This window comes from Flavobacterium sp. ST-158 (assembly GCF_058309975.1).
The window spans coordinates 343,857-358,367 of sequence record NZ_JBZEEN010000002.1 but is presented as its reverse complement, the minus strand read 5'-3'; the positions used below and the strand labels follow the sequence as shown (position 1 = coordinate 358,367).

The following is a 14,511-nucleotide window of genomic DNA, read 5'->3' as shown; positions in this document are numbered from 1 at the left end:
TTTTATATTCTTAGATTATAGTGTTAAAGACTGTATTTTAATTGATCTTCAATTTTAGACTTCAAAAACAACTTTCCCCCTATTATTACCAATTCATTTCTAATTTTTGTCCTTTTTTCAATGTTATTGTTTTTTTTATAGCTCCATAAACAAGTGTAGTTTTTCCTCCCTTTTTAGAAAAAACACACACTTTTTTTAAAGTATTTGTATTCCATTCCATCGAAATTTCAAAACCACCTCTTGCACAAATTCCTTTTACGGAACCATTATCCCAAGCATCCGGTAAAGCAGGCAATAACCTGATTTCATTTTCATTGGATTGAACCAGCATTTCGGCTACAGCGGCAGCTCCACCGAAATTCCCGTCTATTTGAAACGGAGGGTGCGCATCAAATAAATTAGGATAGGTTCCTCCTCCTCTTCTTGGAGTATCTGTTTTTTTACCATCTGGATCCACATATTTCAGTAACTCTCTATACATTTTGTAAGCATGATTACCATCCCACAATCTTGCCCATAGATTAATACGCCAACCTTTTGACCAGCCCGTTGTTTCATCCCCTTTAATTTCCAAAGTCTTTTTACAGGCCTGAGCTAAGTCTGGTGTTTTATTCGGAGTAATTTGTTCCCCTGGAAAAAGTCCGAACAAATGGGATTGATGACGGTGTCTTGGATCTTCATCATTCCAATCAAAATACCATTCTTGCAAATTGCCTTTTTTCCCTATTTGATACGGATGGAATTTAGAGAGTGCCGTTTCCAGTTTTGCCCTGAATTCAGCATCTGTATTTAAAACTTTTGAAGCTTTGATTGTTTTATCAAAACATTCTCTAATCATTGCCAAATCAGCTGTTCCACCATACATTGTGGCTCCTATAAATCCATCCGGGGCAAGATACTTGTTTTCTGGAGAAGTGGATGGAGAAGTAATTAAATTGCCGTTTTTATCGGTAACCATCCATTCCAAAAAGAACTCAGAAGCTCCTTTCATAATAGGATAACCTTCCTCTTTTAAATATTTTTTATCTTGGGTAAAAACATAATGTTCCCAAATATGGGTACTTAACCATGCTCCGGCTGTATTCCAGCATGCCCACATGGGTTCCTCTTTTCCAAATTTCCCAACAGGATTAGTCATCGCCCAAATATCCGAGTTATGTGAGGCAGACCAACCTTCCTTTACGCCGTAAAAAGTATTAGCAGTTACCTTTCCGGTAACCGAAAGGTTTTTAATGAAACTCAAAAGTGGCAGGTGCATTTCGGAAAGATTGGTGTTTTCAGCAAGCCAATAATTCTCTTCCAGATTGATGTTCATGGTGTAATTACTTCTCCAGGGCGCATGAAGATGCGGATTCCATAAACCTTGTAAATTAGCAGGAACTCCCAATGTTCTCGAGCTGCTAATCAATAAATAACGACCGAAATTAAAATACAGAATTTCAAGATTTTTATCTTCTTTTCCATCCGAATAACGCAACAAACGTTCATCTGTAGCCAAATCCGGCGCGGAAGTTTTTCCTAAATTTAAATGTACACGATTATAAAATTTTTGATAATCGGCAATATGGGATTGTTTTAATTTGTCAAATGATTTTGCAAAAGCTTTGTCTAAATTAGCTGACGCTATAGCTTTGTCATTCAAACCAGCACTTGCAGGATTTTTATCGAAACCATTAAAACTGGTTGCAATTGACACATAAATTAAGGCTTCTGTGCCGTCTTTTAACCCCAAACTTGTATTAGAACTCACAATTGTTCCATCCGTGTTTTTAATTTTTATTAAAGTGGTAAATCGTGTTCCTCTTTCTTTTTCCAAAAGGAAAGAAGGCACAGCCTGATAACCTGACTGTTCATAAATAGGTGCAACTCCATTCATGCTAAGCAGATTGTTAGTTACTTCTATTTTGTATTTCAACAAACTGTTGGAATTAATATCAAAATTTAAGGCTCCTTTTTGACTACTTTTCAATTTAATCACCATAATTTGATCTGGTGCAGAAACAAGGTATTCACGGGTAAATTTTACCCCATCAACTTCATAAGTAACTTTAGAAATAGCATTAGAAATATCTAATTCTCTATAATAATTAGTAACATTTCCTGCATGATGATTCTTGATTTCCATTGTCCCCAATGGCTGGTAAGATTCTGAATTCTTTCCCTGAAGTTTTTTATTCAGCTCTTCAGCCAGTTTGTAATTTTCATTTTTCAATGCTTCTCGAACAGCAGCTAAATTTTTAAAGGCTTCCGGGTTCATATTGGCATTTACAGGTTCTCCTGACCAAAGCGTGATATCATTTAAATAAATTTTATCCGAATCGACACCACCAAAAACGGTAGCCCCCATTTTCCCGTTTCCTAAAACGAGGCATTCCTCAAAAAAATCGGCAGGTTGTTTGTACCAAAGAATATGATCTGATTGAGCATAAGTCACCTCAAAAAAAGAGGAAAAAACAAAAAACAAAAGTAGTTTATTCAAATAATTCAATTGCATAAAATTAATCCTTTAAATCTATAATACTAAACCACTCTGCACTGAAAGTGCAGAGGTTTGTTTGACGAGGGACTGAAAGTCCCTCATTTCTTTCATTCGAGAATGAAATTTGAATTATCATCATTATCTTTTCTTCTATGATGCTCCAAATATTCATTTACCATTTTATCAGTTATATTCCCAGTACTCCAAACCCCATAACCACTTGCCCAAAAATGTTGCCCCCAATACCGTTCTTTCAATTCAGGAAATTCCATCTGTAATTTTCGCGACGTTCTTCCTTTAAAACTTTTTAAAATTGAACTGACATTCTGTTTGGGAGCATATTCAATATGCATGTGAACATGATCAGAACTAACAACTCCTTTTAAAATTTCAATCCCTTCTGCTTCACATATCTGTATTAATATTTCACGACAACGCTTTTGAATATCTCCTTTTAAAACTTTAAACCTATATTTGGTAACCCACACTATGTGACAGGTTAATCTGCTTACTGTATGCGAACCTTTTCTTAAATCTGTACCCATATGTTAAAGATATAGATTTTTTCGCATTACTAAAGTACTGCAATAAATTGCAGGGTTTTTGACCCTGAACTGTGACCAATAAAATAGTAATTGACTCCGGTTTTAAAAACCAGAGCCAATTAAAAAAAGAAACCAAACCTATTTAATTTTTATCAGAATCTCTTTTTTAATATCGCGAGAAGAGCTTCCTAACTTCAAAGTGTAATTCCCTGATTCTACTTTCCATTTTTTAGCATCAACATCATAATAAGCTAATTCTTTAACTGGAACTTTAATCGTTAAAATTTCAGAATTTCCAGCTTCAACAAATACTTTCTGAAAACCTTTTAATTCCTGAGCAGCACGACTAATTTTAGAATCAGATTTAGAAGTATACATTTGTACCACTTCTTTTCCATTTACTTTTCCGGTGTTTTTAACAGTTACTGAAACGGCAATTGTTTCATCAGCTGCATATTCTTTTTTATCAGTTTTAATATCTTCGAAAGCAAAAGTAGTATAGGATAATCCATAGCCAAAAGGATAAAGAGGCTCTATTTTTTTAGTATCAAACCAACGGTATCCAACTAAAATTCCTTCTGAGTAATTCACTATTTTATCACCAGGAAAACTATAGGTTGCATGTGCGGGTGAATCTTCAATCTTTTTAGGCATAGTCCATGGTAATTTACCGGAAGGATTCACTTTTCCTAATAACACATCGGCTAAGGCATTTCCACCTTCCGAACCATTGAACCAACTCCAAACTAAAGCGGATGTATTATTTTTTATATCTTCAATATCAAAAGGAGCTCCGGCAATCATAACCACAATTGTATTAGGGTTTGCTTCTCTAACTTTATTTATTAATTCTTCCTGTCCAAAAGGTAATTTTAAGTTTCTACGATCTGATGCTTCCGTTTCGTAATCACGATTAGAACCAGCAAAAACAATGGCAATATCAGATTTTTTAGCAGCTTCAATAGCTTCTTTTAATTTAGCTGGATCCAATTGGTCAATAGTAACTGGACCACTTAGTGTAATATCTCCTAATTTACCCGTTTTCTTTTCTTCATAACGCTCTAAATAACCTTCGGCATAATTAATTTTGATAGAACTTGGCAGTCTGTTTTGTAAACCTTCTAAAGGCGTAATTTCTCTTTTGGTTTTCACCCCTGCTCCAAATCCGGCCAAAGCATTTTTCTTAGTGGCATTATTACCTATTACAGCAATAGATTTTATTCCATTTAATTGTAAAGGCAATACATTATTATCATTTTTCAACAGAACAATGTTTTCTGAAGCAATTTTGTAAGCATCCTGATAATGTGCTTCGGTAGCAATACTTCCCTTAACACGGTCTTGTCCTCCCATTGCTTTTACCTGAAATAAAACTCTTAAAATACGTTTCACGTGTTTGTTAATTTCATCTTCCGAAATTTTACCCGCTTTTGCATCTGCAATTAATTTATCTGCTAAGAAGAATTCGTTGAACGGTTTTGGGGTACCCATTTCAATATCCAAACCATTTTCTAGTGATTTGACTGTAGAATGAACTGCAGCCCAATCAGAAACAACAACTCCTTTAAATCCCCATTCGTCACGTAATACTTTATTGAGCATATAATCGTTCTCACATAAATATTCTCCTCTAAACTTGTTATAGGCTCCCATAATAGCATAAGCTTTTGCCTCTTTAACTGCTGCTTCAAATCCTGGTAAATAAATTTCACGCAGTGTACGTTCATCCATTTGAACATCATAAAAATCACGGTTGGTTTCCTGATTATTGGCTGCAAAATGTTTAACACAAGCCATTACATCATTATCCTGTAATCCCACAACCAAGGGTACTGCAATTTTTTTATTCAAAAAAGGATCCTCAGTCATATATTCATATGTTCTTCCTCCAAGTGGTGTTCTTACAATATTAATGGCAGGAGACAATAACATATCTTTTCCTCTTGCTCTTAATTCCTGCCCTACACTATTACCAAACATATATGCCATCTCAGTATTCCAAGTTGCTGCCAAAGCTCCAGAAGCTGGATAATAAGTAGCAAAATCGTTAGTCCAACCTGCTGCTGACCAGTTATCACGGGAAATTTCTTCACGAACTCCTAAAGGTCCATCTGCCATTTTTAATTCCGGTATACCTAATCCTTCTACACCACCAGTAGAAAACATACTATTACCGTGAAGCATACCTATTTTTTCCTCTAAAGTCAGTTGGGCTATTAATTTGTCAATTTTCGCATCAAACTCAGAACTAATTTCTTTTCCTTGGTATACTTTTGCCGCTTTTTCTTTTGTTGAAGAGATAACACCATTGCTACAGGAATTAAAGATAAATGATGAAAAGGCAAGAGATAAAATGATTAATTTATTTTTCATTTCGGTTGTTTTTTACTTTAAATTTTAGTGGTTATTTTAATGTAATAGTTTGCAAGTTTCCGTCATAATTGACTAGCTGTCCTTGAGCATCATACACAAATGCTTTAGGATTTTCTTTACTCACTGGAATAATTACAAATTTTCGGTTTTGCAACATCCCTTTAAATTCTCCTTTGCGCTCTCCAATAGTTAAAACACCTTTTGCTTCATTATAGCTGAATGGAATAGTGGAATGCAATCCTTTTTCATAATTATAATTCACACCTTCATCTTCATATAAATCAAAGCTTCCATTTTTTCCTTTATAGACATAAAGAGTGATTACATCAGCAGGTTTTTCATCGGTATATTGTATTTCCGGACCTACAGGAATAATAGCCCCTTCCGGAATAAATAATGGGATGCGTCCGTATGGTGCATCAACAGATACTGTTTGTCCTCCTTTGATATAATTTCCTGTATTAAAATCATACCAATTGGTTCCGGCTGGAAAATACACCTCTCTCTTACGTGCACCATATTTATAAACCGGACAAACCATAAAATCAGGACCAAACATAAATTGATCATTGATGTTCAGCACATTTTTATCATTTGAAAAATCCATCACTAAAGGACGCATAATAGTATAATCATCAAAATGAGTCATCCCTGCCATAGTGTAGATATAAGGCATTAATCGATAACGTAAATTATCGTAAAACAAAATGGACTCATATGCTGGATGCCCTTTAGGAGCTATATTCCATGGTTCACGATAAGGAAATTGTCCATGTGATCGATACAATGGTGCAAAAACTCCAAATTGATGCCAACGTGTGTTTAATTCTCTCCATTCTTTACTGTCGGCATTTTCTATTCTATTTTTGTCAAATTCTGTTTGAGCAGCCACATAACGATCTTCCACACAAAATCCACCAATATCCATAGTCCAATATGGAATACCACTGATTGCAAAGTTTAAACCTGCCGAAATTTGTGCTTTCAAATCTTCCCAGCGTGTTGCAATGTCGCCACTCCATGTCGCTGTTGAATAACGTTGTAATCCCGCAAAACCGGATCTGGTTAATAAAAACACACGTTTATTTGGAGCCACATTACGTTGTCCGTCGTAAATAGCTTCAGCATTCATCAAAGCATAGGTATTGAAATATTCTGCTGCCGGTCCTAAAGCCGTTGGTCCCTGCAGTTTTTTACGATACTCCATATCAGTACAATCTAATACATTGGGTTCACTGGCATCCATCCACCACGCATCAACTCCTTTTGGGTATAAATTTTCATAAATTTGTTTCCAAAACAATTTTCTGGCACCTTTTGAATAAGCATCATAAAAAGAACCAACATAACCAGGACCAACCCAGTCACGAACACTATCTTTTATAGCTTGCTGATACATCCATCCATTTTTGTCAAATTCTTTAAAATGTTCTGTTGTTCTATAAAACTTAGGCCATACCGAAATCATCATTTTTCCATTCATCGCATGGATAGAATCAACCATCCCTTTTGGATTAGGAAAACGTTGCGGATCAAATTTATGACTTCCCCAATCATCCTCTTTCCAATAGTTCCAATCCAATACAATATTATCAATAGGAATCTTACGATCTCTAAATTCTTTTAAATTACTTAAAATTTCATCTTGAGTTTTATACCTTTCACGACTTTGCCAATACCCCATTGCCCATTTTGGCATAATTTGGGCTTTCCCGGTTAACGTACGGTATCCTTTAACCACATCATCCATTGAATTACCATGAACAAAATAATAATCTATTTTTTTGTTCATTTCACTCCACCACACCTGATTGCTTTTTTCTTCTGTCAATTGAGGTGTTCTAACTCTTAACCCACAGTAAGATTTATCTCCGTTCGGTTTCCATTCTATTCGTAAAGGAACTCTTTTGCCTGCTTCTAAAGGCATTGAAAACTTATAACTATTAGGATTCCAAGCCGTTCGCCAACGCTCCGGAACCACTAATTGATTATTCAAATACACTTTAACATATCCAGAATAATATAATGTAAATTTATATTCTCCATTTTGTGGTGCTTCAATATCTCCTTCATAAGTAACATTAGCATTTTTGAGAGGGAAATTTTCAGGTAAGTTTTTAAAACTTTTTACATCTTCAAAGAAAATAGAGGCTTCTTTACGAACCAGTTTTCTATTTCCATTATCCGATGTAACATAAGTTCCCGTTAGATTATTGGGTTCGCCATTTTTATCGTATAATTTAAAAACAGTATTTAACTGTTCATAAGGACGACTGTCTCCAAAACGGCTTAACGAATAGCTGTCCCACAAAAGACCATAATTCTTATTAGAAACTATAAAGGGAACAGAAACTTTAGTGTTATATTGAAATAATTCTTCACTTTTATCTTTGTAATTAAACTCGTCTGATTGATGTTGTCCTAAACCATAAAAAGCTTCATCTTTTGGTGATTCAAAAATTTGACGAACAGAATACCCCTTAGTTCCTTCAACTTCTATTGGACTAAATGTTTTACCTCCTCCGGTACTTTCAGCCAAAATAATTTTACCTTTCCTATTTTTAAACTTAACTCCTCCATCTTTTGAAGAAACCATTACACTTAAAGTTTCGGTAGCTAACTGGATAGAATCATTAATTTCTGTAATTTTAAAAGGAACCTTTTTAATATTTGGCACAATAATTAAACTGGAATCTTTAGGAAATTCGTCATCTGGTGTTGCCGAGACATGTATTAAATCGTTCCCTAATACCTGTAAGCGCAACTTACTTAACATTTTGTCTTTAGCCTGACTTATATTTACAATTATACCATCATCCGTTTTTTCATATTGCTTTGTAGCACATGAAGCTAATACCAATCCTGTAATCAGACTTAAGTATATTTTATTTTTTTTCATTATCGTTTATTTAAAAAAATTTTAATAGATTACTCCATAACAAAAGCTTTTTTGTTAAAAAAGAAATGCGCAGTAATCAAAAATTACTTTGCAACTCTTCTTTTCTAGTAACCTATCCTATTTAATATTGCCGTTTAATACTAATTATATTTTAACAAGGTTTAATAAAAAAACATCATTTTCATTAATGTCAAAATCCTTGTTGTAATTTCCATCTGAACCAATTGTTATTATTTCTGTGGCAATTGGATCTCCGTTATTTTTTTCTTTAAGCATATTTACTTGCTGTTTTGTTAACTGGCTTGGTTTTCCCATTGCTAAGTAATCGGTGTAGGCATCGTTCACTTTATAGCCTACTTTGTATATTTCTAAATGGTAAGTACCTTTTTCAAGTCCTGCCAATTGCACCTTTACACTTCCTTTAGGTTTTGATGGTAAATCTTTTATATAATATTGTTGATTATTGGTATGCTCCGGCAGGGTATACGTAAAATCCCAAAACAAAAGCTGTACATTACCTTCTTTGTTTTTGGTTGCCCAAGACGAAGTGTCCGTATTTTGAAGTTCAGTGTTTCCTAATTTATTCAAAAAATCATACGAAAAATACGCTGCTTTTTTTATTCCTTGGGTATTCATTAATCCGAATCCTCCATGAAAAGGTGTAAATCTTGGTCCCGGTTCTTCAAAAATATCGGTAAAAACCCAATATGACATAGAATTTGCAGCATTCCCTACTTGTTTTAATTTTTGAAGAATATAAGCTGCCGAGTGGTAGCTATCGTGTAAGGGATCAGCCGGAGTGTATGATGAACTCCATTCGGTGTAATGCAATTCTAAATTAGGTTTGTCTGAAGAAGAAATTTGCTTACGCGAATTAATCACATCTCCACTCACACTCGACGCTTCTTTACTCAAAATAGTTCCAGCCCCACCAAATTCATCCAAAAACCCTTGTCCAACTCCGTAAGAATGTGTAGAGATGAAATCTATTGGCACATTATTTTTACTGCAAAATTCGATGGTTTCAGGAACCCAGGCTGCACCAGCAGTAGCAGGGCCTCCAACCTTATAGGCTGAATTTACACTTTTTACGGCTCGGGCGGTATACTCATATAATTTAAAATAGTCAGCTTGCGAACCAGTCCAAAAACCAGGAGACAAATTTGGTTCATTCCAAACTTCGAAATACCAAGTTTTAACTTCTTCCTCACCATAACGTTCTGTAAAATGTTGTGTTAGATTACGAATTAAATCTTCCCATTTTTTATAGTCTTTCGGCGGTGTAACATTTCCTTTCCACCAAAAAACAGTTTGGCTACCACTTGCTAACCTTGATGGCATAAACCCTAATTCTACAAATGGTTTCACGTTGATACTGAGCAAAAAATCATACAACGCATCAATATATTGATAACTGTACTGTGGATTACCTTTGTTGTCTTCGGTGTAAACCGCCATATCATCAGTCAATAAACCATGCATTCTAATATACTTGAAATCACAGTCTTTTTTTGCCTGAGTTAATTGTTGTTGCCAATCGGCACGTAATCCTTCGTTAGCTCTTCCCGCCCCGACACACTCCTTGAACATAGAATTCAATTCTCCAGCTGTTTTATTATAGTCTACTTTTATAATTCTATCTTTAGTAGCTGTTTTTCTAGCTTTCGTATTTTGCCCAAATGTCGTTACACTATGGAGACATAGTAGACTAATCAAGAATAAAAAGCTTTTTTTACTTTGGCTAAATAATGAGATTACAGTAAAACGTAAAACAGACATTATATTTTTTTGCATCATCTTTAATTTTTAATGGTTAAATAAACCAGGGAGACTATTAAAACTCCCCAGTCTACAAACTAACCAAGTTTATTATTTTATTGATTGTAACTTTAAATTGATTATTCAGCACCTAACCAATGAATTAATTAGTGTAGCTATTAAAAAAATCATTTTTTTTTTAATTATTAATAATATTCAAAAAAATTACAACTACAAATATCTTTAAAACCCCATTACTTTATGGTCTTCGTATGTATCAAAACACTGCTCCATTTGTTGCAATTATGACTTATAATTGTTCTCCAGAGACTATTTTAAATAAAAAACATAGAAAATTAATTGTAATCTGAGATGTAACTTTCTAAGGTTTAGTTAAAAATGATATTGTATTTAAATTAAAAAAAAGACTTGGTTTTATATAAATTAAAAAAACACACACTTTAACATTATAAAAAGTTAATAATTGATGGATGATATTTTTATACTCAGCCTGATAGTCACAATCAAATAACCATTTGTGAGATCATTGAAGACAGACATAATAACGATTCTGTAATTATAATATCTCAAATTCCAGTCCCAGGCTGTTATTATATCATTGGTGATAAAACCATAACTGATGTTATTTTGGACAGACTTTTACATCAATCCCACAGACTCTAATTATACGGAGAATCTTTAAGAAAAAAAGAAGTCTAAACAAGAGATACTTTTTAAATATATTTGAATGCTAATTAACAGATGAAAAAGAGTAGTTTTTAATAAAAACCGAGATGATCATTTTGAATTGGAATCAGATGGTCAATATCACTTGAATTTTCATTTTGCGAACATGAGCCCATTTTGACGTTTGGAAGTTCGGCAAAGGACGAAAATTTATTGATTTCAAAAGAAAATCTTTCCAAAATAAAACTGACTTTCTATAAAATTAAACGTGGAGATTCAATATAATATTCATTCTGAAATAGAACGGTTTTGCATGATCAATACCACATAAGAGTATGAAAAAGGCATAATCTCCCCGATAAAACTTAAATTAAAAAAAATAAAACGTTAAAAAACGCACTTATAAAAGATATTGGAATCACACTAATTATCTTTTAATAAGACGGTTATTTAAAGAAAACACTAATAAAAGTAGAGGTTTAAATTTATCTTTTCAGCGAAAAATGGCCTTTAATTTCAGGTTTATCTGCTTCTAATTTTATTACATACCAATAATCATTAGCCGGTAATGGAGTCCGGTTAAAAGTACCGTCCCAGTAAGGATTCAATTTGTTTAAAAATTTAATAAATTTCCCGTATCGATCAAAAATTTCTACGTAAGCTTCAGGATATTTCTCCATTCCCTTAATTCCCCAAAAATCATTATACGCATCATTATTAGGGGTAAAATATTTAGGAATTCCAACTACAGCCACAACTTTAGAAACTTGCCCACAACCATTTTTATCATTGATGAAAACTTCATGAATTCCAGCAGGAACATTGTTGAAAATATTAGAATCCTGCCAAAAATTACTGGAATCATCCAGACTGAATTCATAATCTCCCGGACCGCTTACGTTAACGGTTATCGAATTCATGTCAGCTAAATCAACAACGTCTATTGATTCAATGGTTGCAATATTTGAGGCATTTACGTTAATGGTTCTAATTCGGCTACATCCAAAATTATTTATGACTTCAACAGAATAATCTCCAACGCTGTTTACGTCTAAAGTGGAAGCATTATTGTTTAAATCTACACCGTCTTTTTTCCACACATAATTATAATTTGATGTTGGGCTATTGTCGGTAATACCGGCATTTAGAGTGACAAAAAAAGTAGGTATATTAGAGCAGATTAATTCATTGGCGTTTCCGTCTAAATTGATATCAATGTTGGGAACCGGGTGAATTATAAAATTCAATGTTGTTGAAGCTTTGCAGTTTGGATTATTTGGATTTTCGACCGTTGCAGTGATATTTTGAGTTTCAGTTACAAATGGGTTGGGTAGCGGACTAGGTAATAAAATTCCGTTTTGATCATAATATTTTACAATCATTCCAGTTTGTCCTCCCAGAATGGTAGTTTCGAAAGTCGAGGTGTCAAAGGCAAATTTTCCGTCTTGTTCTAATGGATTTACTTCATCATCACAAGTTGTTGTTAATGATGGAGAAACAGGAAAAGCTTCAGGGCTCTTATCAATAATGAATTCTATTGTAGTTTCGTCATAACATTGCGCAGGGGTATTATTTGTTACTACTGCTTTTATAGTTTGAGAAGTAATTGTGAAATTGGATGGAAAAGGACTTGTAATTAAAACGCCATTTACATCTCTTAAAGGATCGTTGTTCTGATCAAAATAAGTTACACTCACATTTGTTTGCCCATTTAATAAATCAGATTCTAAAGTTGAAGTAGTAAAGGTGAAAATTCCATCATTGTTGTCATCGCATTGTCTGGGAATAATAACGGTATTGGCAACTGCTAAGGTTTCTACTTTTAAAGTTAAATAAGGGCCAAGTCCATAACAGGCATTTTCTAGATTATTGTCAATACGTACCCAGATATCTTGTGTGTTTGGGTAGCCGATATTTCTGTAATTGGATATATTACTTATAACATTAATTTCTGCTAAAGCATCTGATTCGGTTCTGTAAAAATTAATGTCATATATTTCTGATGTAGGTAATAGTGTTTGGATTGTTGTTTTTGTTGTAGATAAATCAAAAGAAGCTATTCCGTCTCTGTCATTGTTATTAGTAGTGTTGTTGCCGTTAATATCTAATAAATCATCACAAACGATCAGTGTTGGTGCTTTATAATTAGCAGGGATATTTGTAGCAGATACTTTTAGAGTAATTTTAGCGACGCTGTAACATCCGGTAATATTATTGCTAACTCTGGTCCAAATGTCCATTTGGGTAGGAGTTGAGTTTTCAAATGCCGTTTGGTTGGATATTAGATCACTAGCTAAAGCGTTGTTGGCACCATTGTAAGTAGTGTAATAATTAAAAGTTTCGTTACTAAAATTGGCGGAAATCAATTCGTTGTTGACTGTTAAATTAAACAGTGTTTTTCCATCAGGTATTAAATCAGTATCACATTGAAAAATACTGATATCAGTAACAATTGGTAATGGATTAATGGTTGCAGTTACTGCTTTTCGTTCATTGATACACCCAGCATCTGTATAATAAGTTGTAGTGTTGGACAGAATTGGTGTTGTAAAACTATTTCCTGTAGCAATCGCAGTAGTGCTTGTTGGGCTGTCATACCAGTATGTTGTTCCATTTTCAACGGTTGCTTCAAGGGTAACAGAACCATTTCCACATCTGCTTGCAGCTGTAGTTCCTGTAATTTTTGCCATTCTAAGTGTTGTCGCTACCGAAAGTTGTAATATCGGATCACCAGACATTCCTCCATATTCAACAATATATCCTTTAGGATGATAATTGCCAGGAGGATCTCCGTCATTAGAGAGGTCGTTCCAAGCTCCAGATTTGCCAATTCCTGGTGCAGTAATATGAGCATAATGTTCACCTGTAGGTTTAAATGTCTTTATATCGTTATTGGGTTCCCCATTATTCCAATTAGCATAGTAATCAGGAGCAGTTTTTGTTCCACTTGCAGTTCCTATCCAAAAAATTCTTCCTTTTCCTCCATTTTCTAGGCCTTCAGGACCTGTAACCCATCTCCAAGTTCCTTCAACTTGTTGATCAGTACCGCCAATCCATCCGGTTCCAGGAGCTTGGGCACCAGCTAACTGTGCTTCATCATCTGAGGTTAAGGTGGCTAAGTACCCTTTTAGTCCATAGTAGTTTCTCGAAGCAGCAGCATCTCTGGCTTCTGTCCATTTGATTCCATAACTGTCTACATATTCGTAATAATGTCCGTTTCTTGGTAAGTAGCTAAGTTGCCCAATGCCTATACTTATCGAAAAATTTCTTGTACCGGTTGGAGAAGTAGATGAATTGTAAAATTCTACGGCTTCTATAGCGTCAACGAAGTCCTCATATGAAATTAAGCTTCCTGTTGCGCTATAAAGTATTAATTTTCCTTCTAAAGTTGAAAAGGAACTACTTATTGATGGATGTGTACTTACAAATGAGTCGTTCAATTTTAAAAAGTCCTGATCCTTTATATATCCTGAAGATATTTGAATATTAACAGTGGTTGTGCCCAAGTCAGAGGAGTCATGAGTGATGACAACGTTTTTTGCAATCTTTGAATAGTTTTGTACACAATAAGCTTCATAAGACTCTGCTGTTATTATCGGAGGGTCTATAGCAGTTAAAAAGTTGTTTGAATAAGCATAATTAGAGAAAAAAAACACCCACATTTTAATTTGTAAAATTTTATTAAATATTTTTAGCTTCATATAAAAATCTTTAAACTGAATCACTATAATTTTAATCAAAATTAAATTTCCCTAAACCCCTTATCTTAT

The 14,511-nt window shown here is 34.1% G+C and carries 7 protein-coding genes; 1 reads left to right on the top strand and 6 read right to left on the bottom strand.

The window, feature by feature from the left end:
- Positions 1 to 85 precede the first annotated feature (85 nt).
- From AC4FRF_RS05875 to AC4FRF_RS05855, 5 genes are all read right to left on the bottom strand, one after another.
- Positions 86 to 2,494: a glycoside hydrolase family 95 protein gene (locus tag AC4FRF_RS05875; protein ID WP_491158558.1), complete on the bottom strand. Its 2,409-nt coding sequence runs from the start codon at positions 2,492 to 2,494 to the stop codon at positions 86 to 88.
- Between the two features lie 92 nt (positions 2,495 to 2,586).
- Positions 2,587 to 3,024, bottom strand: a complete 438-nt coding sequence (gene tnpA / locus AC4FRF_RS05870; protein WP_491158557.1) for an IS200/IS605 family transposase — start codon at positions 3,022 to 3,024, stop codon at positions 2,587 to 2,589.
- Between the two features lie 138 nt (positions 3,025 to 3,162).
- A complete protein-coding gene (locus AC4FRF_RS05865) occupies positions 3,163 to 5,397 on the bottom strand; it encodes a glycoside hydrolase family 3 C-terminal domain-containing protein (RefSeq protein WP_491158556.1) in 2,235 nt (744 codons plus the stop codon).
- A 31-nt stretch (positions 5,398 to 5,428) separates the two neighbouring features.
- Positions 5,429 to 8,296 carry a TIM-barrel domain-containing protein gene (locus AC4FRF_RS05860; RefSeq protein WP_491158555.1) on the bottom strand — a complete coding sequence of 956 codons (2,868 nt, stop codon included), beginning with the start codon at positions 8,294 to 8,296 and terminating at the stop codon, positions 5,429 to 5,431.
- A 144-nt stretch (positions 8,297 to 8,440) separates the two neighbouring features.
- Complete coding sequence (locus AC4FRF_RS05855) at positions 8,441 to 10,090, bottom strand: GH39 family glycosyl hydrolase (protein WP_491158554.1); 1,650 nt, start codon at positions 10,088 to 10,090, stop codon at positions 8,441 to 8,443.
- A 492-nt stretch (positions 10,091 to 10,582) separates the two neighbouring features.
- Here AC4FRF_RS05855 and AC4FRF_RS05850 point away from each other — a divergent pair, with 492 nt between their 5' ends.
- Positions 10,583 to 10,738, top strand: a complete 156-nt coding sequence (locus tag AC4FRF_RS05850; protein WP_491158590.1) for an ATP-binding protein — start codon at positions 10,583 to 10,585, stop codon at positions 10,736 to 10,738.
- 488 nt (positions 10,739 to 11,226) lie between these two features.
- Here the strand turns inward: AC4FRF_RS05850 and AC4FRF_RS05845 are convergent, their stop codons facing one another.
- Entirely contained in the window at positions 11,227 to 14,442 is a 3,216-nt protein-coding gene (locus tag AC4FRF_RS05845; RefSeq protein WP_491158553.1) for an FIDD domain-containing protein, read from the bottom strand.
- Positions 14,443 to 14,511 lie beyond the last annotated feature (69 nt).